Origin of the sequence: Ochrobactrum sp. AN78, assembly GCF_029909885.1 — a bacterium.
Taxonomy (GTDB): domain Bacteria; phylum Pseudomonadota; class Alphaproteobacteria; order Rhizobiales; family Rhizobiaceae; genus Brucella; species Brucella quorumnocens.
Genome location: NZ_JASAMU010000015.1, coordinates 91,498 through 114,523 on the forward strand (window position 1 = coordinate 91,498; position 23,026 = coordinate 114,523).

Sequence of the window (23,026 nt, forward strand, 5' to 3'; positions counted from 1 at the left end):
ACTTAGCGCTCCTCTGTGAGTAAGGCAGGATCAATCAGCGTCACGTGCGGGATGGGTATGATGAACTTGCCCCCCCATTCCACCACATGCTGCATCTGCCGGATGATTTCCTCCTTGAAATTCCAAGGCAGGATCAGGATATAGTCGGGTTTGAAGCTATCGATCACCGAGGGGTCAAAGATCGGAATATGCATCCCGGGTGTAAAGCGCCCGTGCTTGTAAGGATTGCGATCAACCGTGAAATCGAGAAAGTCGGTACCGATGCCGCAGTAATTGAGCAGGGTGTTGCCCTTGCCCGGCGCGCCGTAGCCGCAGATACGCTTGCCGGCGTTTTTCGCTGCGATCAGAAATGACAGCAGGTCGCGTTTGGTCCGACGGGTTTTTTCCGAAAACTGTTCATAGGTGGCAATTTCATTGAGACCAAAGGCCTGTTCTCTTTTGAGCAATGCTGCAACGCGGGGGCCGGCCTTTCGCTTGCTGGAATTATGGGCCAAGTAAACTCGAAGAGAACCGCCATGCGTGGGGAGTTCCTCCACATCAATCACCTTGAGGTGGTGTCGGTGCGCCATGTAACGGATGGTCAGCAAGGAGAAGTAGGAGAAGTGTTCGTGATAGATCGTATCGAACTGATTGTGTTCAATCAGATTGGCGAGATGCGGGAACTCAAGCGTGATCACCCCTTCCGGCTTGAGCAGCAATTGCATTCCGCGCACGAAGTCATTGAGGTCTGGAACCTGGGCAAGAACGTTGTTTCCGATGATCAGATCAGCCTTTCGACCATCGGCACTCAACTGCGCGGCAAGGCGCGCGCCGAAGAATTCGACCAATGTGGGAACGCCTTTTGCCCGTGCCGCTTCAGCGACATTTGCCGCAGGTTCAATGCCCAGTATCGGGATGGCTTTGGGGATAAAGTGTTGCAGCAGATATCCATCATTGCTGGCAATCTCAACGACGAAACTATTCCCGTTGAGATCAAGCTTTTCGGTGATTTCGTCACAATAGAGTCTGGCATGATTGACCCAACTGGTCGCAAAGGATGAGAAATAGGCATATTCGGTGAAAATATCGGCAGGGCTGAAATATTCCTTCAGCTGCACGAGATAACAGTGGTCACAGACGAAGGCATAGAGCGGATAATAGGGCTCCATTTGATCGCATTGTTCGGCCGTGATGAAGCTCTCACATGGTGGGGACATTCCCAGGTCAACGAAAGTGTGCCTGAGGAGCGTTCCGCACAAGCGGCAACCGACTTGTTGTTGGGCCATGCTTGCACTCCGCGATATGCCCGGCGTCTGGATGGTCATAAAAATACCTCGCCCTGCCCGGTCCCGTTGATATTTGGGTCCTAGTGCCGATCTTTTTTCGGATAAGCAAAGCTACTGATTGCGCCGAATATTTCCGAGACTACAAAGAGGAGCGCATCCTCTATACCATCGGCCGGTCCTATCCGCTGTCGGGCTATGGGCAACGCTCCCTTGAACCCTCGTCTCGGTCAAAAGGCGCAGGGTGCGCTACCTCTTCCGGAGAGGGGGAGGATGGGCTTTGGTGGCGGCCTGTGAGCCCAAAACAACCCTATCGCGCTGCGGGAAAACTGTCAGAATGTCCGCGTGAGGCTTGCGAGGCAAAAATGCGTTTTCTACCGTTGAACATTGAGGGCGCCTGGTCGATCGAGCCTGAACGGATCGAGGATGAACGCGGCTGGTTTGCACGTGTCTACTGCGAGGCGGAATTTAAACAACGCGGCATGGAAACCAGCTTCCCACAGCATAGTCTCTCGTTCTCGCGTGAAAAAGGCACCCTGCGCGGCTTGCACTATCAAAATGAGCCCCATTCCGAAACCAAGCTTGTCACCTGCTTGCAGGGAATAATCTGGGATGTGCTGGTGGATTTGCGACCCGATTCTCCCACCTACCGCCATTGGACGGGGCTTGAACTGTCAGCGGGAAATGGCGTGGAGCTCTACATTCCTGAGGGCTGCGCGCACGGATTTCAAACGCTGACCGATGATGTGTTGCTGCGCTATATGATATCCCAGCCCTATGCAGCCGATTTTGCAAGCGGTGTTCGCTATGATGATCCGGTTTTGGGGATTCCCTGGCCCGACAAGCCGAGCATTATGTCAGAGAAAGACAGGAGCTGGCCGCATCTCTGATTGAGGCAGTATCCAGCAGCCCGACCGCGCGCAGCCTTTGCGCCGCGTAATCGAGTGTTTCAAAATCGATTTGAGAGCGCGCGGCCATGTCGAGAAGGGTTTGGGTCCCGTCTGAAAGGTTCAACACCCACAGAAGAGCCATCGCATAGTCCGCTTGCGCCTGTTTGCCATCCTCATGATCATACAGCCCTCTGCGTCCCAGTTGCGGTTCACCTTTCGGCGCCATATTGACGGGTGTCCAGTTGCGTTCAGCCAGATCAATGGCCTGCATGACGAGATGATAGGATTGTTCCAGGTTGTCCGCCTTTATGAAGTCGAGATTGTCTTTCGAGGTGTGATACTCGGGAAAACTGCCATAGAGGCTGCGCTGGAATGACCCGACCGGCAAATTGAAGCCGGGTGAGCAAAATTGGCGTTCGTCGTAGCCGTAGGGCCAGAAGTCATGGAGCTTGGCATCAGGAAGATCGGCCCGGGGCAGTAGATAGGCCATGATCTGATCAATTTCGGCATTGCCACGCCGGCTGCGCTTGTAATTTGGTCCGCCGCCATCCCCCACACAGGATAAAACGAGGCCGTGTTTAACCCGGGTGAGCTGCGCTTCGTTCTGCCTGAGCCAGGCCAGTGCTCCGAAGGTAGCAGGACCAAATAGCAGGCGATAGGTGAAGCGGGTTTGCCGGCTTCGTAATGCTGCGCCCAAAAAGCTGAGAAGGGCAATCCCCGAGCAATTATCATTGGCGAGCGACGGATGGCATAGATGGGTCGAAATCAGAAAGACATCCTCGCTGGAGCCTTTGTGAATGAACTCTCCATAGTCGAGCCAGCCCTCGCGATGTTCGGCGTCGATCACCACCTGATAGTGATCATCCTGCATCTTCAGAAACGCGTTATGGGCCATGCAGAAGCCCCAGTCAGCGGTGTGATAGCAGGTTCGGTAAGGGATGCAGTCGGGTTGGTCTGGCAGTGTGTGGATATGGGCGCGCAGTGCTGCCAAACGCATTCGGGCGCGGACCGGCACGCTGAAGTTAACCACATGCAGATTGCTGTGGTTGAAATCGACAATCCGCCGGCCCGCATCATCTTCTATATAGGCGTCGCGGATCAGCCATTCCCTCGGTACCTGCCAATCAAAAATTTGGTCACCACTGCGAATCCTATGAAGATCAAGCGGCAAGCGCTCGCGGATAATCGCCAATGTCTGCCGCACCCCCTTTCCGGTCAGGCTGCGGCAGATCGGAAAGAGCCGTGCGGCAAGCGCGTGAATCTCCTGTCCAATTGTGGTTTCTCGCGGCCCGCCGGCCCGAGACCCTCGGCCATGCCCGCTATCCATCACGCACTTGCCCTGAAAAGGGCGACATCATCCACGATGCGGCGCAAATTGCCATCGATCTCGCCTTGCGCAAGCAGCTTTTTGATATGGGCAATCCGCTGGAAACGCGGGCCTTCAAATTCTTCAAGTGTCAGCGATGAACGACTATAGGCCGCAAGCAGCTCCTGGGCGCCGGCCACCGCATCCCATTGCGGGCGTGCCTGCGGCAGCAGGCGGGCAAGTTTCTCGAAACTGACGCGATACGAGCGTGTGTCAGGGCCGGCATCCTCGGCATAGTCAATGCGGCAATCCGGAACAGTGTCTGCAACGATGGCTGCGATGTCCCGGATGCGGTAATTATGGTCGGTTGAACCGACATTGAACGCCTGGTTAAACACCGTGTCCCGATCGGCTTGCATCGCGGCTATGAAGGCCCGTGCAATATCCCGAATATGGACGATCGGCCGCCATGGTGAGCCATCGGATTTGAGATAGATCAATCCTTTTGTGACCGCCCAGGCGACAAGATTGTTTAAGACGATATCGAAGCGCAGAAATGGCGACACGCCGTAGGCGGTTGCCGGTCGCATATAGACGGGACAGAAGCTGCCATCCGCGAGTGCGCTGATATCGCGCTCGGCCCTGACTTTGGAGCGGCCATAAGCGGTGACCGGCTTGAGCTCTCCGGTCTCGTCAATCAGCTCCGCATCACTGATGCCGTAATTGCTGCAGGAGGAGGCAAAGAGAAATCGTCCGACGCCGGCTGCCTTGGCCGCCTTGGCCATGGCAACGCTTGCGTGATGATTGATTTCATAGGTGAGATCCTCATTGAGATTGCCCAACGGATCATTCGACAGAGCGGCAAGATGAATGACAGCATCAAAGCCTTGCAGATCATGAGCGGTGACATCGCGCACATCCTTGCGGATTGTTGGCACATCGATGACCGAGCCCCCTTCTTCAAACAGGCAGTGTTGATACAGACCTGAATCATATCCTGAAACCTCATGGCCTGCGCTGATCAGCATCGGCACCATGACGGATCCGATGTAACCTTGATGTCCCGTAACAAGTACCTTCATGGCGGACTCCTCATCTTGATGATGACAGCAGGCTAGCGCGCATGCGCAGCAAGAACGAGTTGACCGAAGGATTGCTTGCTTCGGACAAGCGGTTAACAAAGACACGAAAGGTCGTAAGGTCTACCGCTTTTGGAGGAGCCCGATCTGTTCCGGGCTGCCAATCAGCAACAGCCAGTCGCTGTGGGGGACATTGTTGCGATCGGGCGGGGGCTGGTAGATTTGCACGCCTTGCTGCAGTTGCGGCGTGCTTGCAGCGACCGCGTGACCGGAGGCGGGATCAAGCCATAAGGCGGAGGTCGGGCCCTTCACAACATCGGCTTTGACCTGAAACTTATCAGCATCACCGTAAATCGCAATGAGCCGGTGATTGGGCCAGGCGGCGGCGTAGCTCCCCTCGACATCGGTGATGGAATGGTCCCGATCGGGCTGCAAACGAAACCAGTCAATTCTCTCGAAAATCGCCTTCAACACCGTCATTGATCGGGCACCAGGACTATTGAGGGCATCGCGCCAGTGCTGGTCGGAAGAAAACACGCCCGGCCCGGAAAAGTGCCAGACGGGATTGTTACCAAAAAACTGGCCGGCTGCACCGCCCAACATGGCGCCATAGGCGTTGCGACGGATCATCCGTGCCGTGGTGTCACGCTCATATTCATAGGCGCCCTCCAGCAATATCACCGGTCGTCTGCCGCCACGGCTTCGCTGCAATATTTGCTTGTGAACGTCGTCATAAGTGTAGACCGCATCCATCGAGAACCAGCGCTCTCCGCCCCACAGATCGAAGCCGGGCGTATCGCGGCTCGCATGGACGGTCTGCAGCGCGCCGGGTGAAGCGGCGGCAATGCCTTCGGCCATTTGGGAAACAAGTGACTTGTCAGGCGCATCAAAATCCCCGCCCAGCACCCAGACAATATTGGGGTATTGTGCGAACCGCCGCGCGACGGCTTCGCCATAGGCTTTCATTTGCGCCGGACCTGCCGCCGCAGCCTCTCTATACCATCCTTGATCACCGCCATTGACCCCAAGATAGGCCGGGACGAGAAACACAAGCATGCCTCTTTTGAATGCCTGATCAATGACCCATGCCGCATGATCGAAATAGGTCTTTCCCAATGCTTCGAAGGGCTGCTGGGGAAAAGGCAGGTCTCCAAAGGCATTGGCCGGGGGGTGGCTGGAAAACTGATGTTCGACAAGATTGACCAGGATCGCGTTGAACCCCCGCCTGCTGCGGTCATCGAGATAGGCGGTTGCGCCTTGGCGATCGAGTTCCGCGATCAATGACCATGCGGCGTCCCCCAGCAGCAGAAGCGGGCGGCCCTCAGCATTTTCCAACAACCGTTGGTCGCCGCTCACAGCAAGAGGAAAGATGGTCGGCGGCTGGGCTGCGGTCAGAATCAGCAATACAATAACCATCAGGCCTGAGCGCGCGATCCTCATCGGGTCAGCGGATTGGCCGGCACGCTATTGAAGCGACGATAGACCAGTTGCGAGGGGCGGCCGGTGAGATAGGTCTCGACACCGTCATTGAGCGCTCTCGCATAGATGCCAAGCGCTCCATCGATGGCTTCAACGGTCCGGGCAATATCGGTATCGCTATGGGTATAACTGACGACGAGGGAAGGCATGAGAATGCCGCGCCGGATGGTTTCCTGTAAGAAAAGGCTGCGGAACGCCTGTGACGCTTCGCCGTTACGATCCAAAGTTGCGTAGGCAAGACAGCAGGGCCGGCCCATCAAAAGCACATGCTGGCCCAGCCCATGATTGGCAATCGCGGCCTCAACGCCTTGAGCGAGGTGTTGGCCCTGTTGGTAAAGGCGTTCAATGACCGGCTCGTCGCGATAGACTTTCATGGTTGCGATCGCCGCTGCCATCGCGTGGGTTTCCGCGCCATGGGTGGTGGAAAGCAGGAAAACGCGGGCGTAGTCTGTCTGCGTGAGACCACCCAATTGCATATAGTCCGCTTTGCCAGCCAGGGCGGAAATCGCAAAGCCATTGCCCAATGCCTTACCAAAGCAGGAAAGATCCGGCTCGATATCATAAAGCCGTTGCGCGCCGCGCATGTGAAAGCGAAACCCGGTGATCATCTCGTCAAGAATAAAAAGGGCACCGTGCTTATGGGCGATCCGTTTGGCTTGATGCAGAAAATCCGCTTGCGGCTCGTCCATGCGCGCAGGTTCGAGAATAAGCGCGGCAATTCTTCCGGGATAGTTTTCAAAAAGGGCTTGCACCGAGGCAAGATCATTATAGCGGAATGACGTGGTCAAGGCGGAGACCGAAGCAGGGATTCCGGCATTCATCTTGGTTGTGCCAATGAACCAGTCATCGGTGGAGAAAAACGGATGGTCCGCGCAACAGGCGATCATGTCACGCCCTGTATAGGCGCGCGCCAGACGAACGGCCGCCGAGGTCGCATCCGATCCGTCCTTGCAGAATTTGACCATTTCCGCGCCATCGATCAATTCCAGGAAACTCTCGGCGCACTCAATCTCGATCGCGCTTGGACGGGTGAAGTTGCAGCCATCCTGCAACGCGTCGCGAACAGCTTGGAGCACGGGGGGATACGCGTGGCCAAGTCCCACCGCACGATTGCCCATGCCATATTCGATATATTGGTTGCCATCGACATCAAAGACATGCGAACCGGAGCCGCGTTGGATAAACCCGGGTGAAAGCACGGGATATTGATCATCCCCTTTCGCATAGGTATGGCAGCCACCTGGAATGAGCGCATGCGCTTTGCTTCTGAGCAATTGAGAATTGTGAAACCTTGAGGTGAAAAGGTTCATGTCCTTGTCCTTCGCTGGTTATTCCATCAGACAGGCGTAAAGGCGGCGTTCAGGCGTTCTCTCATTTCGCGCAACCAGTTCTTGACCGGTTTTGGCAACCGGCTGCGCAGGCTGGAATGAAGCGCCTTTGGCATTGTCCATTGCGCCATCGGCAAGGCGGGAGCGATGTCGGGCGGGCTTGCGGCAAGGTTTTCCAACAGGGACGCATAGGACTTTCCGACGCGTTCGTTGTCGAAGGCAATTGCCACTTTCAGGATGGCGGCTTCGGACATCCTGGCCCTCAAACCGGGATCCTGAGCAAGCAGGTCAATATGGCGCGCCGCCTGCTTGACGTCGCCCACCGCAAACAGCAACCCGTCTTCGCCATGGGTCACAATCAGGTCAGTCACGCCTGCAATTTTCGAAACGACGGCGGGACAGCCCTGGCTCATTGCTTCAATCAATGTGAGGCCGAAGCCCTCAAATCTGGAGGGCATGATCATCAGCTCATGCTGGCTGACGAGCCATGGAATATCCGCAGGTGCGATCCAGCCGGTAAAGGTTACTTTGTCGTCGAATTCTGAGAGGCGGCTGCGCAATTCAGCAAGGTCCGGCCCGTCTCCGGCCACCGTCAGTTGGCAGGGGGAGCGAAGCTCGCGCAGGATCTGCGGCAGCCAGAAGACACCTTTGGAATTATCTTCGATCCGGCCCAGATAAAGGAGACGCAGCGGGGCGTGCTGCCCGGCCTGTTGCACGGCGGGCCGAGGGTTTGGGGCGCGGTTCAAACCATGGGGGATAACCAGCGTTCTTTGCGGATCAAAACCGTAACTCTTGACCAGATCATCGCGACAGCGTTGGGAAACGCCGACGGTTGCATGGACATGGTCGCGGATCTCGCGAGCGGCCGCATAGGTTCCCGGCGTGATGTTGTGAACAATCATGACGCGCAGGATATCCTCGGGAAGGTAGCGGACGAGATTGGTTTCAAACCGGCTTGAAAGCACATTGACGAACACGGCCTTGAAATCATTCTCGCGTAGGAAGCCGATCATACGGCGGGCGCGGGTTTGTTCGTCCAACACACCCATCTGATCGATGGCATCGCCTTTGCGCAGCGTTTCATGCAGGCCATGCCCTTCAGGCGGCAAGGAGATCGTTTCACCCGCGGCGCCCGCAGCCAGCCAGCGCAGTTCAACCCCATTTTCCTTGAGAGACGAACTCAATCGCGTAAATACCGAGTAAGTGCCGCCAATATGCGGACGGACAAAGTAAGCACATTTCATGAGCGCAACCCAATGCCCCGGTGGTTGAGATGGAACCAGGACTTCGAGGGACGAATCCCTCGAAGCCTTACTCCAGTATATCGGGGGGCGTTTGATATACCGCATTGCAGTGTAGCGAAATTGCGCCGGCACGCATTCTGGCTATCAGAGGTAGATCCCCTCCTACATAAGAGGAGGGTCTTCACCCTTCTGCCAGTTTTCACAATTTTTATTCGCAGCTTAGTTTCTGAGAGGGTGTTGGAGACACGTCTATGAAAATAGGTCTTTTCGGTCAGTTCGGTTCTGGCAATACCGGCAATGACGGCTCGCTGGAGGCAATGTTGCATGTCTTGAACCGGATTTCACCCGATGCGCAGCTGGTCTGCATTTGCTCAAGTCCCGAGATCATCACCCCGAAATTTCGCATCCAGGCGGTGTCGGTGGGGCAAGCCGCTCCCGCTCAAGGCTATCTGCGTTTGCTCAACAAGTTGCTCTTCAACTTCCCCCGCAGGCTGACCGGCTTCATTGCCGCCTTGACCCTCGCCCAGGGGCTCGATCTGATTATCGTTCCAGGGACGGGCATTCTTGATGACTTCAACGAGAACCCTTTTGGCTGGCCCTTTGCGATTTTGCGCTGGTCGATTGCCGCCAGGCTTGCAGGCGCCCGTTTTGCATTTATTTCCATTGGCGCGGGTCCGGTTACGCATCCGCTCAGTCGAGCGTTCATCCGCAGCGCCGCTCTCCTCGCCTCCCATCGTTCCTATCGGGACCAGGTTTCCTATGACTTCATGCGCTCACTGGGTGTCAGTGCGCGCTATGATGGGGTGAGTGCCGATATCGCATTTGCGCTCCCAGTCGCCGATGATGTGCTTACAAACGGCGCCGATCAACGGATCGGTGTTGGCGTGATGAATTACAGGGGTTGGCGCAAGAACGCAGAGGACGGTGCGGCAATCTATGACACCTATCTCAACAAAATGGCTCGGCTGGTGGAGGGTTTGCTTGACCAGGGAAGGCAGGTGCGTCTTCTCATCGGTGATCAGGGCGACTTGGCGGCGGTGAACGATCTCCAATCTCGCCTTCGCCATCGCGATCAAGGCAATGTGGTCTTCGAACCGCCCGCATCGCTCCAGGAACTGATGCAACAGATAGCCCTGACGGATATTGTGGTCGCGAGCCGCTATCATAACATCGTCTGTGCTCTGGCGATGACAAGGCCGGCGATATCGATCGGTTATGCAAAAAAAAATGATGCCCTGCTCAATGACACGGGGTTGGGTGCCTATTGTCATCAGATTGAGACTTTCGATCCCCAACATCTGCTTGAGCAGATTGATCAGTTATTCGCGTGTCGGGCGGAACTGGTGATGGTCGTGGAGCGCGGTGTGAACATCTATCGTCGTCGCCTTGAGCAACAGGAAGAGGTTTTACGAACCCTCTTGCTTTGAAACCCCGGCGCCGGACTTAATTGTGTCGGTGGCGCCTTTCCAGCAAATAGTCAAGAGGTGGCAATAATGCCAGCAGCGGGCGTCGTTTCAGAGCAAAGGCCATCAACCTTGCCGCGCCTTTTTCTCCCCGCAAGAAACTGGAGAAGGCCGACCAATAGGCGCGTTTTGTAAGGCAGTTGCGCGCCGCCTCAAGGTAACCCGATGCCCCTGCAATCTCGCGCCCTTCCTGTTCAAAGAACGAGCGAAATGCGGCCTCAAATTCGCGGTTCCAGTTCATGATACCCGCGACTTGGGCCGATTGATTGGCGGTATGGACGCGTGCAAAGGCCTGCACATCACGGGTTGAGGCGACATTGCCCCATATTGCGAACCGCAGCCACATTTCGAGGTCATCGGTATGGGGAAGCTGTGGTCGATAATAGCCGACCCGCTTTTGTATTTCTGTGCGCACCAGAGCGGTGGGACCGGCCACTGGATTGAAAGCGTGTCGGCATGCGCATTCGATGAATCGTTTACCTTCAACGATGTCCCAATCGCCACCATGGACGAAGGCACGTTTTTGCGGTGGCCTCTCTTGCTCTGAAATGGATTGAGCGACCCCGAATGCAAGATGAACATCCGGACACTGTTGAAGCAGTTGGGCGCTGCGCGCCAAGGCGCCGGGCGACAGAAGGTCATCGGCGCATAAAATGAGAAAAAACTCCGAACGCGCCCAGTCGATCGCCTGGTTGAAGGAAGCATGCGGTCCGAGATTTTCTGGTCTCAGCAGCAGCTCAACGCGCAGGTCATTGGCGGCGAGTGTGCGGGCCAAGGCTGCGCTATTGTCGGTCGACGCGTTGTCGATGATCAACAGTCTTACCGCCACGCCTGTTTGCGACAGGACGCTGTTGGCGCATTCCAGCAGATAGTGTCCATAGTTATAATTGGGTATCGCAATATCGACGGTTGGGAGGTGATGGGGTGTTTTCACCATGTCGGGCCTCATTCGGCGGGTTCTGAGAGCTTCGACCATTTGGGCGCCACGCGGCTAAATCGTGTTTTTAGCCGCATCGCAACCGGGCGAAATACCGCTCGCAGTTCATAGCTGAACGGGTGACGGGTAACCAGCAATGCCACGAGCCATCCAGCGACTGCGAGCAGGCCGATCAACAGCGCTTTTGGGAAAGCCATCTGAACACCCAACCCATCTGCCGCAACCATTGCAAAAGGTCCTGCAAGAGCAAATAGGGTGACACATGCGCTCCGCAGCAGTTCGGTTGCCAGCACCCGGTAGGAAAAGGCAACATGTTTGCGCACATAGACAATCGCTATGATCATCTGGAATGGCAGGCTGATGAACTGACTGAGTGCGACGGCCAGCAGGCCATGGAATGCGGCCAGGCAAAGAATGGCGGTGGCAACGGACCGGGCGATGAGATTGGAGATGAAGGCATCCCGATTGGCACCGAGCGCCATCAGGAGCGGATAGGTCAGAATGACTGGAAACCAGAACAGGCTTGCCAGACTTGTTATGGCCACGATGAGCGCTGCCTCTGACCAGCCTGGTCCGAGAATGATCTCGACCGCCGGATAGGCCAGAAGGGCGAGCAGGACCTGCGCCGGCCAGTAGACCACGGAAATATAGGAAAGCGCGCGAATATAGGCCCGGCTGATATCGCCACCGGCCCGGGCATGCGCGGAGAGCATGGGGAAGGCAACGGTGAAGACCGCAGACAGGAAAATACGATCCGGCAGACCGCTCACTGTATTGGCACGGTTGTAGATACCCACCGATGCGATCGGCATGAAGCGACCGAGCATCAATTGGGGAAACGTCTCGCAAATCTTGTTCAATCCAGCATTTCCGCCGAGGTAGATTCCAAAGCGCATGGCAATGTTGATGCTGTGCAGCGACGGTTTGAGCAGGCGTCCAAGCGGATAGATTGTCATTGCCAAGCCTGTGGTCATAAGCGCGCTGGCCAGCAATCCGAAGGCAAAGCACATATGCCCGAATCCGAGCCACGCCATGGCGATGGTGATCAGGGCGCCAAAGCCGGAACCAGCGGTTCGGATCCGCGCCAGCATTCCGAACGCCATTTCACGCCGTAACAGGGCGACGACCGGCAACGACAGGCTTTCGACGATTGCCGCTATGATGGTGATGTCGAGAAACAGCAGCAATGAGGCATCGTGATAGGTGAGCGCGAAATAATCGCGCGCCAGATACAACCCGCTCGACAAAAGGAGGGTCACCAGCATCAGGAATGTCATCGAGGTCCGAATATCGCGGTCCTCTATCGTCTCGAGACGGATGAGAAATTCCGGGCTGGCGAACTCGCGCAAAGAAAACACGATCGCAGCAATGCTCAGGCCCACAACGCCGGCACCGGTCTCGGCCGGACCGAGAAACCGCGACACCGCGATGACGGTCAGAAAATTGAAGATCAGACCGGCATATTGCTCGAGCGCTGCCATGAGGAAACCTCTGCGTGCGCCGCTCATGATCCTGCGCCTGCGTGGATGCCGGACAGTGTTGTTGTCGACGGTGTTGGTGTTGGATTCTGCAAGGTTTCCGCTCCCCCGGACATTCGGGATGCGGTCACTTCGCTCCCATTCTGGAAGAAGGATAAAGACTTGCGGTGCCGGGGAAATCTGGACCTTGGGTTAAGCCCTTATCTGAAAGGCGTAAGGGACACGCTCTAAAGCCAAGTCGCAGCGGCGAACTCGACCCGCTAGAACGAAGGGAGATTTCTTTTGAACGCGCATGGGAGGAGAAATGACAAGTCTTTTCTGGACCACGCCCTTGGCATTTGGCATGACTGTTGTCTTTTGCCTCGGCTTGCGGGGATTGGCACGGGAATGGTATCTCGTCGACATCCCCAACGCGCGCAAAAGGCATGACGGCAATGTTCCGCTCTGTGGCGGGATTGCTATTTTCCTTGCCTTCCTGATCACAGCTGCCTTCACGCCGGTGATGGCGGGTGCAGCCAATGCGATCGCGCTGCTTCCCGGCCTTTTCCTGATCCTGATGACCGGAGTGGTCGACGATCGCTTTGATCTGCCTGTCGCGCCACGGCTTGCGCTGCAGTTGCTGGCGGCCTTTCTGATCATCGGTGTCTCAGGCATAACCCAGATCCATCTGGGACTTGGTCAGGGCGTGGGCGAAAACCTGCTGAACGCGTCTGGCGAAATCTTCGGTGACGTGCTGACCGGGCCGATATTCGTCTTTATCGCTCTCGCCTTCATCATCGGTCTGCTCAACGCGGTCAATATGAGCGATGGCATTGATGGGCTGGCTGGATTTGCCAGTGCAGCGGCATTTTTCTGGCTGGCCATCATTAGCTTCAGACTGTCTGAGGACCGTCTTGGCATTCAGTCTCTGATGCTGGCATCTGCCTGTGTGGGCTTTCTGATCTTCAACATGCGCCATCCCTGGCGGCGTAAAGCCAGTCTTTTTTTGGGAGACGGCGGCAGCACTGTGCTCGGCGCAGCCCTTGCGGGCACCATTCTTCTGCTGGCGAACCGGCATGGCGTATCAGCCTTCCCGATTCTTCTTTGGGTGGTGATCGTGCCGGTCACTGATACGTTGAGCCTGATCATTCGCCGCCTTTGGGCACGCAGAAGCCCGTTCTCGCCTGACCGGCACCACTTGCACCATCTGTTACTCGATCATGGGCTGTCGGCTGGACAAGCAGCTTTGGCGATCGGGGGCTTGAACCTTGTTTCAGGTGCGATCGCCTATGCGGCGATCGCGCTGGAAGCGGATGCATGGACGATGCTTTTTGCGATGGTGCTGCCGCTCAGCGCGCATGTCCTGCTTGTTTTCCGCACACGCAAAGGGCTCAGCCCGATCCTGCCAGCAAGTGGCACAATCGCCGACGCGGTTCCAGCGGCCAAAACCAACATCACCATGCCAGGGGCAACTTCATGACGCTTTCCGTTCTCATCATGACACGCAATGAAGAAGTCAACCTCGGCGCCTGCCTGGACTGCCTTGACTGGTGTGATGACATTGTGGTGCTGGATTCATTCAGCGACGATCGCACTGTTGAGATCGCCAGGGCGAGAGGGGCCCGGGTTTATCAGCGCGCCTATGACAGCGAAGACCGTCAGCGCATGTATGGTCTGACAGAGATAAAATTCAAGCATGCGTGGGTCTATACGCCGGATGCAGATGAAATCACGCCCGATGATCTGCGGGACGAAATGCTGGCCATCGCGGCCGATCCGACGCGGTCGGAAGTTTTTTTTAAGGCGCGTTACAAGAATATGTTCATGGGGCGATGGATCAAGCATGCCAGTCTTTATCCGACCTGGATCACGCGTCTGGTACGTCCCGACCGGGTTCGGTTTGAGCGCTCTGTTCATTCGCGCGCCAGCGGCGGCGCGGAAGGTGCCTTGAAGGCGCATTTCATTCATTACAGCTTCAACAAGGGTCTTGAGGCCTGGTACGAGAAACACAACCGCTATTCGACAGCGGAAGCGGATCTCTCCTGTAATCGCCAATTGGAACGTAAGATCGATTGGCGCGGCTTTTTCTCGATGAAGCCTGAGCCGAGAAGGCGGGCGTTGAAATCGCTGTCCTATCATATGCCGTTCAGACCTTCCTTGCGCTTTGTTTACATGTATGTTTTGCGTGGCGGCTTCCTTGATGGAAAGCCAGGCTATCTTTATTGCCGGTTGCTTGCCGCCTATGAGTTCATGATCGTCGTCAAGATGGAAGAACGGCGGCAAACCAAGCTGCAAGTTTCAGAAGACGTCATTCGTCCCGGGTTGCGTGACAAACAAGCTGAGCGGCGTATGGTATGATGGCTCTGGTGCTACTGCCTTGCGCTTTGCTGATCAGCCTTGCTGCGGTTTTCTACAGCGACGCTGTGCTCACATTGCCAGATGACGGCAGCAGGGCCGACGTGATCGTCGTTCCGGGCGGCGACGGACCGCCACGCGCTGCCCAGGCAGCCAAGCTTTGGAAACAAGGACGCTCCCCGCTTATTCTGATTACCGGGGATGGTGACTGCCTGTTCAACAAGCAGATCATGATACGCGATGGCGTCGATCCTTCAGCCATACTGGTCGAGTGTCAATCCGGTAGCACATGGCAAAATGCGTATTATTCGGCAGCCGTGATGCGGAGGATAAGGGCGCGGAACGCGGTCATTGTGACTAACTGGTATCATTCGCGCCGCGCCATCGCCAGCTTTCGTTCGGTCTGCCCGCAAATGCATTTCAGTTCATCGCCTATTGCCGTCGACAGCAATGCGATGGGTTTCCCGGCGACATCTGCCGAGCTGGAATTGGTTGCAAAGGAATATGCCAAGCTCGGCTGGTATCTGGCATCTGGTCGTATCCTGCCCTCCAATCTTGTCACAAAGGATCGGGCGACAGGGATAGCGAGCGTCTGCGCGCTGCAAGGGAGCAAGGGATGACCCTGTCTTTGACATGGATGTTCGTCGGACTTGTGATGAGCCTGATTGCCGGTGGGTTGCTGTGCGCCGAGCGCATGTATCAGTTCCCTTTTCTCGCTGGCGTCATGACGTTTGGCTTTCTGCTTCCCCAGGTTCCTGCCCTGGTCCATGACCAGTTCCTGCCCTCGGGCGCCTATGACAAGACGATGATCATGGGGATTTTGTCCCTTGCTATGCTGGCTTTTGGATGGCGGCTGGCGAAGCGGCCAATCGCCTTACTGAGCATGAGCTTCAGTGAAAGGCGGCTTGTGTGGGCAGCGGCAGCATTGTCGGCATTCGGCGCGGCTTTCTATTATCTTTTGAGCCGCTTGCCCGGCGAAGTTTCCATTGGGATGCAGATGACGGGCATGCCTGTCGTCTACCTGTTCTTTGCCCAGCTCATGCCTTACGGCCTGGCGATAGCGCTGTTGTGCTTTGTCCGGCGGCCTTCCTGGACCGCGCTTGCGATAATCGGCTTTGATCTGGTGTTTTATCTTGATCGCATTCTGGTGACTGGAAAGCGTGCGGAGGCGATCCAGCTTTTTCTGATGATCCTGCTTTCCTTGTGGTTTTACCGCCGATGGGTTGTGCCGCGCGTCCTGATGGCGCTGGGCATTCTCGCAGGCACCTTCCTGATGACCAGCATGGGCGATTATCGCCAGATCACCCGCGCCGCTTCGGGTTTTGTCCTCAACGACATCATGGAAATCGATTACGCCGAAAACTTCAATGAAACACTCGAGCGTGGCGGACTGGAAATGCGCAATGCCGTTCAGCGTATCGACGAAATTGATCGCCGGTTGGAGTTTGATTATGGCAAGTTTCACTGGAACCGCGTCGTCTTCACCTTCGTGCCTGCGCAATTGGTGGGGTCAAAGCTGAAAGATGCTCTGCAGTTTGACACCCCCAAGCCAAGCCGCGATTACAACCCTCTCACCGGCACGACCGAAACAGGACTTGTCGATGCCTTCGCATCATTTTGGTATTTTGGTGCCTTGAAGTTCCTACTTCTCGCATGGGTCATGCGCCGTCTTTGGGAAACAGCGATGGCCGGCGAGATGTTGGGTCAACTGGTCTACATGCTGTCGATCGTGCCCGCGATGCATGCAATCTCGCATCAGACGGACTGGGTTATTCCGGTGTGGATTCACATGGCGATTTTTCTGATCCCAGTCCTGTCACTTTGTCGAATCCGCAACAGTTCGGTGCGCTTGCCGACACCGTTGCATCGCCATGCGCCTGCAACGAAAATTCTGGAAGGGTTGAACTGAATGTCTTCTGCAACGCGCTCCCCGTCGCCTGTGATCGCCGGAAGGATGGCTTCGTCCAGCCCCATGCAGGGTGAGGCAACTTTCACATTGCAACACCGGCTTTTCCGCCTCGTCTGGCAAATGACATGGTTGCTGCTCGCCGCCTGGACGCCGTCTTTTCTGTGGCGTTGGCGCGGCATGATCCTGCGCGCTTTCGGGGCCCGTATGCACAAAACAGCCATTGTGCGTGCGAGCGCCCGTATATGGTGGCCCGGCAACCTGATCATGGATGCGCATTCTTCTCTGGGTCCAGGTGCGATCTGTTACAATGTCGCCCCGATTACATTTTCCCCCTACGCGATTGTGTCTCAAGGCGCACATCTGTGCACGGCCGGTCACAATATTGACCGTCACGATTTTTCCCTGACCGCCGCACCGATCAGTCTTGGGCCATACGCGTGGATCGCAGCGGAAGCATTTGTCGGTCCGGGGGTGAGTGTCGAGGAAGGCGCAGTCCTGGGGGCGCGAGCGGTGAGCTTCCGCGATCTCGAGCCCTGGATGGTTTATGCGGGCAACCCAGCGAAGCCGGTTCGACCACGCCGCAAAGCGAGCGAACTTGCTCACAGGGATTGCTGATCGCATGAGCGGACTTTGCGCCCCAACGCAGACAGTTGGTTAATCGAGCACGGAGCGCGCGGAAAGCGAGCCTGGAAGTGCAAGGGAGCTAAAGAGATCGTCGAGCTTCGTCCCGATGACGACACGTTGGGGTTAGAAGCAACGATTTGCAGTGTCAGTTAGTTTTTTCCTCATCACTGGCTGCGCGCGGGAAGCCGAAGAGTTCAGCGATTGGGCTTGTTTTGGGATGGTGAGCGCAGAAGGTGAGAAGGACAATGGTCACGGGAACCCCGATGAAGGCACCGAACACCCCCCAGATTGCGGCCCAGGCGAACACCGAGAACAGCGTAGCAAGCGGCGACAAGGCAAGCGTTCGTCCGGTCAAGCGCGGTTCGATCACACTGCCGATGATGGACTGGATGGCGTTCAAGCCAACGAAGATGAAAAGGCCCCAGCGCCAGTCGCCCCATTGAGTAAAGGCGAAGGCTGTGATGAGGAGTGTGGCGATCAGAGGACCGAGAAACGGAATGAAGTTGAGGATGAAGGCAACAAAGCCCCAGGTCTCGGCAAAAGGCAAGCCAAGCAGACGGGTAAGCAGCCAGACGAAGACTCCGGTTGCAAGGCTCATTGCCGTTCTCAGCAGCATATAGAAGCGAATTTTGGTGGCTGCAGCTTTGCTGGCGCGCAGGAAAGAAGCGACGGCCTGTTGATTGTTCAACATATTGATCCGGGCGCGAAACTCGTCAATTTCAGCAAGACCCAGGAGCACATAGACCAGAGCGATCAGCCAGAAGCTGAATATATTGCGCAGTTGCAGTGAGACTGTTTGCAGCATTCGCAAAGTTGTGGTGATGTTAAAATTGTCCGACCACAGAAGCGAGGCAGCAATGCCATGCGCATCGAGCCAGTCTCGCAACTGCTGATAAAGGAATTGATAGCTGGTTGCATCACTGGCGATACGGCGTCCAACCTGGCCGACGGTCCAGGCCATCAGCCATCCAAAGCCCAGCAGAACGCCAAGTACCAGGACAAAACTGATCAACAGGGTCAGTGCAGGGTTAAGGGCGGAAGCAAGAGCGCGCTGAACCGGCCAGACCAGCATGATGATAAACAATGCAAAGGCCACCGGTGCGAATACCGCTCGGCCATAATAGAGCAGTGCGATCAGCATGCTGGCCGCGATCAGATTGAGCGCTGCATTGCTCAGCTTGGCCATTTGACCTCCATGCCGCGATCGTCTGAATCCAGTTAGCTTGGCAGCGTATTCTTGAAGATCTGTCCGTCCTTGATCACCAGCAGCAGCGTTTGCGCCGGTCTTTCGAGCACATGGATATCATCGAGAGGATTTTCGCCGAGCAACAGCAGATCAGCAAACGCACCTTGTTCGATGACCCCCAACCTGCCGGGATAGGGGTTGCGCAGATTGGAGAGTGCGAGCAGATCGGCATTGACCGATGTGGCCGCCTGAAGCACCTGCGCATTTGAATACCACTGGCTTAGATGGGTGAGCATGAAGTTCTGGCGTGGCGTCATCTCGGGTGAAAACAGGACATCGGAGCCCCAGGCTGTCTTGATCGCATATTTGCGGGCGAGCTGATAAAGGGTGGGGGTTCCGGCGAAAAGCTGCTCTATCCGCGCAGCACTCGGTCCGGTTTGCGGGGCAGCATCCGCGGTGGTGAGGAAAGGCTGGGTACTGAGCCAGACATCCTTTTCAGCGATCATGCGTGCGGTCTGCTCGTCCATAAGGTGGCCGTGCTCGACGCAGGAAACGCCCGCTCTCAAAGATCTTTGCACGGTGTTGGACCCATAGGCGTGCACGGTGACATAGGTGTTCCAGTCTTTGGCCACCTCGACGGCGGCACGTATTTCGTCCTCACTGAATGTCGACATATCCAATGGGCTGCGCGGCGATGAGACGCCACCGCCGGCAACGACCTTGATTTGTGAGGCTCCCTGCAGCAATTGTTCGCGCACCCGCAATTTAAGGTCGCCCGTATCGTCGACGATCGCCGCAGCACCCATTAATTCGGAGGTGCTCAATCGACCGCCGTCGCGGGGAATTTCGGTGGGTAGACGCAAATCCCCATGTCCACCGGTGGTCGTGATCATTGCGCCGGAGGGAAATATCCGCGGGCCTGGTATGAGACCGTTATCGATAGCGCGCTTGAAGGAAAATGTCGGACCGCCGAGATCGCGGATCGTGGTAAAGCCGCGCAGAAGCGTGCGTTCGGCCTCTGCGGTGGAGGCGGCAAAGATCATGCCGGGATCCCCCTCCATCAAAACCGGCAGTGGCACGGCGGCGTAGACCGCATGCCAATGGGCGTCGATCAAGCCGGGCATGAGAACACGATCGCCGCAATCGATAACCCGCGCTCCCTCGGGGGGCGGATTGTTGGCGGCATCAACCGACGCGATCCGATTTCCCTCGATCAGAACCTGGATGCCTGGCCGCAGGCTATCAGACTTCCCATCGAAAAGACGCACATGAGTGAGGAGAATTTTCTCTGGTTGGGCCAGGGCTTGGTCCGCGGTGAGAATTGCAGCGGCCGTTGCTGCAGCGCCTGCAAGGAAATGCCTTCGCGACAGTCGATCCAGCCGGCTGGAGATTTTATGCAGCACAGGGCTTGAGCAGGCGCAGCCGCCCGCGCGGCTAAAGTGCTGATAGCTTTTACCCAATCGAAACATGCTGCCTTCTCCTTGAGAACAGAAAAAACTTCACTTGATTATCGGCAACGCCAAGAGAGCATAAATCGTCCACTGGCTTAAAGATCATCAATCGCCTGTCGCGATCGTCTGAGGCCAGTCATATCGCTTCATCTGCAGTCTGACTGCCCACTCTTGCAGCATTCTCATTGCCCAGATTGCCACAAGTGACGCCTGTGGCAATTGGCATTCCGGCTAAGGTATCAGCGGCCTCGACTGCCTGTGTTGCAGCTTCAAGAGACAACAACTCTGCCCCGTTCACCGGAGCGGGGAGCATCAGGCATGTAGGCATGGAGACCTGTTTTAACACGGACTGATGCACCGGGTCCACAACCAACGCGTCCCGAGCCTTTTGTTGTCTGTCCACGCGCGTTGATCAAACGCGAGGCACCCTCAAGCGATTGGCGCCTGGAAAGGGCCGGCCTCCTTGCGATCACGGCCAGCATGGCGTTGTTTCTTTGCAACATACGATCGCCATTTCTGCCGTCTTGACCTGAAGTTGCTGATAGAATTCAAACCGATGCGACGACAACTATAGCGTCGATTGCCGAAGTGCTTTGTTTTTCCTTGTAAAATATCGAAACAAGTATAAATTTGTTTGTTTCATATTTTTATAAATTAGATACTTGTCATATATAGAGTAATCAGCGTTTTTATATTTTATTATCGTGTGATCATGGTAAATTCGGGCAAATCACTTAGCATTGTGTGAGCGATACCATCCTCTTGCCTGCCTATAAGACCGGAATTCTTTAGCCCCACAAATATTATCTTTGCCTATCGTCCCAAGCATTTCAGAGAACGGATATTTCATGTTCGAGCCGCGCCTCGCGTCACGTCTTTCACGCCACAATTGCGCTGGCACAGCCAAACAGGGACAGCTGCGCAAATTCGCCTTGTTGAGCGGCGCCTCGATTGTTGCGCTGCTGGTCAATCTGGCCCCGGTCTGGGCCGATGATCTGGTGGTGGATCCAGCGGTCGTCAATTCGCCGTTTACGGCAGTGGATGACGACTATGATACGGTCACCATTGGCAATACCGGTGCCGGCATTTATCAGCGCACCGACGGCCAGACTGTGGATATCAGGGTTCTGTCGGATTTTACGCTCGGCAAGAATGCCGGTTCAAGTGGCCAGATCAAGCTGGACAATGGCAGTACGCTGCGTGTTGCATTTGATGATGGAGACCGAGCTATCCCGCAAGCGATCGGCACCGGAGCGGGCACCGGCTCGGTTGAGGTCCATAACGGGTCAAAACTTATCCTGGTCACAGATGTTGGCGGCCACGGCGATGAATCGTCGCGCTACATTCTCGGTACGAAAGCTGAGGGCCGCATGAGCATTGATGTCTCCGGTGCAGGCTCTAGCATTCAGACAGATTTCGATGGCACGATCAACACGACCGTGCAGTTTACTGGCGTCATTCTCAATAATGCCGATCTCACTGTTTCCGATGGCGGCAATATCACCTCAGCCTTTGCGGGTAGGAACGGCGCCAAGCTCCGCAATGGCGGTCTCAGCGCAGATTATGGATCGACTGCGCTCATCACCGGCGCGCAGACCACGGCCACGCTCGGAGCGCTGTCAGTATTTCGCGGCAGCAGCATTACCATTGCCGATGGTGCGCAGGTGGAGACCAAAGGTGCCGAGGCATTCCTTCGTCCCACCAGTCTGTTTCACATTGAAGGCGGCGACATCCATGTCACCGGCGCTCAGACTCGGGTGCGATGGGCAGGCGATGATGCCTTTGCACCATTTACCGAGATCATGGGCGGCGATGATGGAACCGCCGGATCCTTGCTGATTGATGGCGGCGCGACGGTAGACGATACCGTTCTTGGGATGAGCGAGACGCGTGGCAGCACGGCCAGTGGCAGCTTGACGATTGATGGCGCGGGCTCAAGCTACAATGCCAGCTATGCCGCGCTCGGCAACGTCAACACAACCGCCTCGCAGATCATCACGATCAGCAATGGGGGCGCACTCAACCTCGATGGAACGGCTCTCGTCTCATCTTCTCTTCCCAACATCGGTGCCGGTAATTTTACTCTGGTCGGAAATGCAACCATTACTGTCGATGGTCCAGGATCCATCCTCGACATCCGCAACAGCAACTGGAACCCGAGCGGCGCAAAGACCGGTTCAATTGTCTTTGATGCTCCGGATGCTGCATCAAGAAACAACACGATTACGGTCTCGAATGGCGGAACCATCACGGCCCGCGAATTTGTGACCACAAGTAGCGCACGCGGCGGTTTGAACTCAGGCGCCACCATCAATATCGGGGCTGCGGCAGGTGATGCAGCGCAGGCTGCCGGGACGCTGGATGTCGCAGCTATCAACACGACATTGGCCAGTGGCGACTCTGGATCTGTCCGCACCTATACCGATGGTGGTCCGGGCGGTCGGATTGATCTGGTGTTCAACCACACGCAGAATGATTATGCGTTTGACCCGACCATTCTCAACCAGACCCATGTCAATGTGGTGGCCGGGCGCACGATCCTCACGGCCGATAACAGCTATAAGGCCGGCTCCGAAACCCATGCCGGTGCCACGCTGCAGATTGGCAATGGCGGGCGCCAGGGCTGGATCATCGGCGATGTCGCCAATGACGGAACCACAGCCTTTGATCGCGCCGACCAGGTCGACTTCACCGGAAGCTTCTCGGGAAGTGGCCTGATTGAACAACGCGGATCGGGAACCCTGCGCCTGTCGGGCGACAGCAGCAGCTTTACCGGCATCACCAATATCGAGAATGGCACCCTGCTCGTCGATGGCATTCTGGGTGGAACCGTCAATGATGTGGTTGATGGCGGTCGCATCGGCGGTGCAGGCACCATCAAGCAGGATCTCAATGTCGGAACAGGCGGCGTGCTGTTGGGCCGCTCCGGCCAGATCCTCACCGTGGACGGCAATCTCACCCTGGCAAGCGGCAGCGTCACCCAGGTGGCGCTCGGCGCCCCTGAGCAGACTGGCCTGTTCAATGTCGGCGGCGATCTGACCATCGATGGCACCATG

19 protein-coding genes are annotated in these 23,026 nt (G+C 56.4%); 8 read left to right on the top strand and 11 right to left on the bottom strand.

From position 1 onward, the window contains the following. Positions 1 to 2: 2 nt before the first annotated feature. Positions 3 to 1,304 (bottom strand): class I SAM-dependent methyltransferase, encoded by a 1,302-nt coding sequence (locus tag QBD00_RS21110; protein ID WP_151094082.1) that lies wholly within the window; start codon positions 1,302 to 1,304, stop codon positions 3 to 5. Between the two features lie 323 nt (positions 1,305 to 1,627). On the opposite strand from QBD00_RS21110, the gene rfbC reads away from it, so the two are divergent. Beyond that, entirely contained in the window at positions 1,628 to 2,152 is a 525-nt protein-coding gene (gene rfbC / locus QBD00_RS21115; protein WP_151094270.1) for a dTDP-4-dehydrorhamnose 3,5-epimerase, read from the top strand. On the opposite strand, the gene QBD00_RS21120 is transcribed toward rfbC, so the two are convergent. The 5 genes from QBD00_RS21120 to QBD00_RS21140 form a co-directional block, all read right to left on the bottom strand. Further along, positions 2,115 to 3,479: a DUF4910 domain-containing protein gene (locus QBD00_RS21120; RefSeq protein ID WP_151094268.1), complete on the bottom strand. Its 1,365-nt coding sequence runs from the start codon at positions 3,477 to 3,479 to the stop codon at positions 2,115 to 2,117. The two genes, rfbC and QBD00_RS21120, sit on opposite strands and share 38 nt — an antisense overlap. Next, positions 3,479 to 4,540: an NAD-dependent epimerase/dehydratase family protein gene (locus QBD00_RS21125; RefSeq protein ID WP_151094080.1), complete on the bottom strand. Its 1,062-nt coding sequence runs from the start codon at positions 4,538 to 4,540 to the stop codon at positions 3,479 to 3,481. Before QBD00_RS21125 ends, QBD00_RS21120 begins: the two co-directional genes overlap by 1 nt. A 120-nt stretch (positions 4,541 to 4,660) precedes the next feature. Beyond that, positions 4,661 to 5,953 (bottom strand): DUF4038 domain-containing protein, encoded by a 1,293-nt coding sequence (locus QBD00_RS21130; protein WP_151094078.1) that lies wholly within the window; start codon positions 5,951 to 5,953, stop codon positions 4,661 to 4,663. Positions 5,954 to 5,973: 20 nt separating this feature from the next. Continuing rightward, positions 5,974 to 7,326 (bottom strand): glutamate-1-semialdehyde 2,1-aminomutase, encoded by a 1,353-nt coding sequence (locus tag QBD00_RS21135; protein WP_151094076.1) that lies wholly within the window; start codon positions 7,324 to 7,326, stop codon positions 5,974 to 5,976. 26 nt (positions 7,327 to 7,352) lie between these two features. After that, entirely contained in the window at positions 7,353 to 8,588 is a 1,236-nt protein-coding gene (locus QBD00_RS21140; protein ID WP_151094074.1) for a glycosyltransferase family 4 protein, read from the bottom strand. 251 nt (positions 8,589 to 8,839) lie between these two features. On the opposite strand from QBD00_RS21140, the gene QBD00_RS21145 reads away from it, so the two are divergent. Further along, complete coding sequence (locus QBD00_RS21145; protein WP_318580459.1) at positions 8,840 to 10,015, top strand: polysaccharide pyruvyl transferase family protein; 1,176 nt, start codon at positions 8,840 to 8,842, stop codon at positions 10,013 to 10,015. A gap of 16 nt (positions 10,016 to 10,031) precedes the next feature. On the opposite strand, the gene QBD00_RS21150 is transcribed toward QBD00_RS21145, so the two are convergent. Continuing rightward, positions 10,032 to 10,988, bottom strand: coding sequence for a glycosyltransferase (locus QBD00_RS21150; protein ID WP_318580460.1), 957 nt, complete (start codon positions 10,986 to 10,988; stop codon positions 10,032 to 10,034). A gap of 8 nt (positions 10,989 to 10,996) precedes the next feature. Further along, positions 10,997 to 12,496 (bottom strand): oligosaccharide flippase family protein, encoded by a 1,500-nt coding sequence (locus QBD00_RS21155; RefSeq protein ID WP_191793624.1) that lies wholly within the window; start codon positions 12,494 to 12,496, stop codon positions 10,997 to 10,999. 274 nt (positions 12,497 to 12,770) lie between these two features. On the opposite strand from QBD00_RS21155, the gene QBD00_RS21160 reads away from it, so the two are divergent. The 5 genes from QBD00_RS21160 to QBD00_RS21180 are packed head-to-tail and all read left to right on the top strand — an operon-like array spanning position 12,771 to position 17,324. Then, positions 12,771 to 13,925 carry an MraY family glycosyltransferase gene (locus tag QBD00_RS21160; RefSeq protein ID WP_151094066.1) on the top strand — a complete coding sequence of 385 codons (1,155 nt, stop codon included), beginning with the start codon at positions 12,771 to 12,773 and terminating at the stop codon, positions 13,923 to 13,925. Next, a complete protein-coding gene (locus QBD00_RS21165) occupies positions 13,922 to 14,803 on the top strand; it encodes a glycosyltransferase family 2 protein (protein WP_191793626.1) in 882 nt (293 codons plus the stop codon). The genes QBD00_RS21160 and QBD00_RS21165 overlap by 4 nt, the downstream gene beginning before the upstream one ends. After that, the gene (locus QBD00_RS21170; RefSeq protein WP_191793638.1) at positions 14,803 to 15,420 is read left to right on the top strand and encodes a YdcF family protein; all 618 of its coding nucleotides are present in this window, start codon (positions 14,803 to 14,805) and stop codon (positions 15,418 to 15,420) included. Before QBD00_RS21165 ends, QBD00_RS21170 begins: the two co-directional genes overlap by 1 nt. Continuing rightward, positions 15,417 to 16,709, top strand: coding sequence for a hypothetical protein (locus QBD00_RS21175; protein ID WP_191793627.1), 1,293 nt, complete (start codon positions 15,417 to 15,419; stop codon positions 16,707 to 16,709). Before QBD00_RS21170 ends, QBD00_RS21175 begins: the two co-directional genes overlap by 4 nt. Continuing rightward, a complete protein-coding gene (locus tag QBD00_RS21180) occupies positions 16,710 to 17,324 on the top strand; it encodes a putative colanic acid biosynthesis acetyltransferase (RefSeq protein WP_191793628.1) in 615 nt (204 codons plus the stop codon). A 154-nt stretch (positions 17,325 to 17,478) separates the two neighbouring features. Here QBD00_RS21180 and QBD00_RS21185 read toward each other — a convergent pair whose 3' ends face one another. The 3 genes from QBD00_RS21185 to QBD00_RS21195 all read right to left on the bottom strand — a co-directional run bounded on the left by QBD00_RS21185 (position 17,479) and on the right by QBD00_RS21195 (position 20,298). After that, complete coding sequence (locus QBD00_RS21185; RefSeq protein ID WP_318580461.1) at positions 17,479 to 18,519, bottom strand: AI-2E family transporter; 1,041 nt, start codon at positions 18,517 to 18,519, stop codon at positions 17,479 to 17,481. Positions 18,520 to 18,551: 32 nt separating this feature from the next. Further along, positions 18,552 to 19,988, bottom strand: coding sequence for an amidohydrolase family protein (locus tag QBD00_RS21190; RefSeq protein WP_318580462.1), 1,437 nt, complete (start codon positions 19,986 to 19,988; stop codon positions 18,552 to 18,554). A gap of 118 nt (positions 19,989 to 20,106) precedes the next feature. Further along, positions 20,107 to 20,298, bottom strand: coding sequence for a hypothetical protein (locus QBD00_RS21195; protein ID WP_318580463.1), 192 nt, complete (start codon positions 20,296 to 20,298; stop codon positions 20,107 to 20,109). 520 nt (positions 20,299 to 20,818) lie between these two features. Here QBD00_RS21195 and QBD00_RS21200 point away from each other — a divergent pair. After that, positions 20,819 to 23,026, top strand: a 2,208-nt coding sequence (locus QBD00_RS21200) for a beta strand repeat-containing protein (RefSeq protein ID WP_318580464.1), incomplete at its 3' end; no start/stop codon positions are given.

Coding starts and splice junctions, on each gene's coding strand:
- QBD00_RS21110 (WP_151094082.1), bottom strand. CDS start 1,304: ATGACCATCCAGACGCCGGGCATATCGCGGAGTGCAAGCATGGCCCAA.
- rfbC (WP_151094270.1), top strand. CDS start 1,628: ATGCGTTTTCTACCGTTGAACATTGAGGGCGCCTGGTCGATCGAGCCT.
- QBD00_RS21120 (WP_151094268.1), bottom strand. CDS start 3,479: ATGGATAGCGGGCATGGCCGAGGGTCTCGGGCCGGCGGGCCGCGAGAA.
- QBD00_RS21125 (WP_151094080.1), bottom strand. CDS start 4,540: ATGAAGGTACTTGTTACGGGACATCAAGGTTACATCGGATCCGTCATG.
- QBD00_RS21130 (WP_151094078.1), bottom strand. CDS start 5,953: ATGGTTATTGTATTGCTGATTCTGACCGCAGCCCAGCCGCCGACCATC.
- QBD00_RS21135 (WP_151094076.1), bottom strand. CDS start 7,326: ATGAACCTTTTCACCTCAAGGTTTCACAATTCTCAATTGCTCAGAAGC.
- QBD00_RS21140 (WP_151094074.1), bottom strand. CDS start 8,588: ATGAAATGTGCTTACTTTGTCCGTCCGCATATTGGCGGCACTTACTCG.
- QBD00_RS21145 (WP_318580459.1), top strand. CDS start 8,840: ATGAAAATAGGTCTTTTCGGTCAGTTCGGTTCTGGCAATACCGGCAAT.
- QBD00_RS21150 (WP_318580460.1), bottom strand. CDS start 10,988: ATGGTGAAAACACCCCATCACCTCCCAACCGTCGATATTGCGATACCC.
- QBD00_RS21155 (WP_191793624.1), bottom strand. CDS start 12,496: ATGAGCGGCGCACGCAGAGGTTTCCTCATGGCAGCGCTCGAGCAATAT.
- QBD00_RS21160 (WP_151094066.1), top strand. CDS start 12,771: ATGACAAGTCTTTTCTGGACCACGCCCTTGGCATTTGGCATGACTGTT.
- QBD00_RS21165 (WP_191793626.1), top strand. CDS start 13,922: ATGACGCTTTCCGTTCTCATCATGACACGCAATGAAGAAGTCAACCTC.
- QBD00_RS21170 (WP_191793638.1), top strand. CDS start 14,803: ATGGCTCTGGTGCTACTGCCTTGCGCTTTGCTGATCAGCCTTGCTGCG.
- QBD00_RS21175 (WP_191793627.1), top strand. CDS start 15,417: ATGACCCTGTCTTTGACATGGATGTTCGTCGGACTTGTGATGAGCCTG.
- QBD00_RS21180 (WP_191793628.1), top strand. CDS start 16,710: ATGTCTTCTGCAACGCGCTCCCCGTCGCCTGTGATCGCCGGAAGGATG.
- QBD00_RS21185 (WP_318580461.1), bottom strand. CDS start 18,519: ATGGCCAAGCTGAGCAATGCAGCGCTCAATCTGATCGCGGCCAGCATG.
- QBD00_RS21190 (WP_318580462.1), bottom strand. CDS start 19,988: ATGTTTCGATTGGGTAAAAGCTATCAGCACTTTAGCCGCGCGGGCGGC.
- QBD00_RS21195 (WP_318580463.1), bottom strand. CDS start 20,298: ATGCCTACATGCCTGATGCTCCCCGCTCCGGTGAACGGGGCAGAGTTG.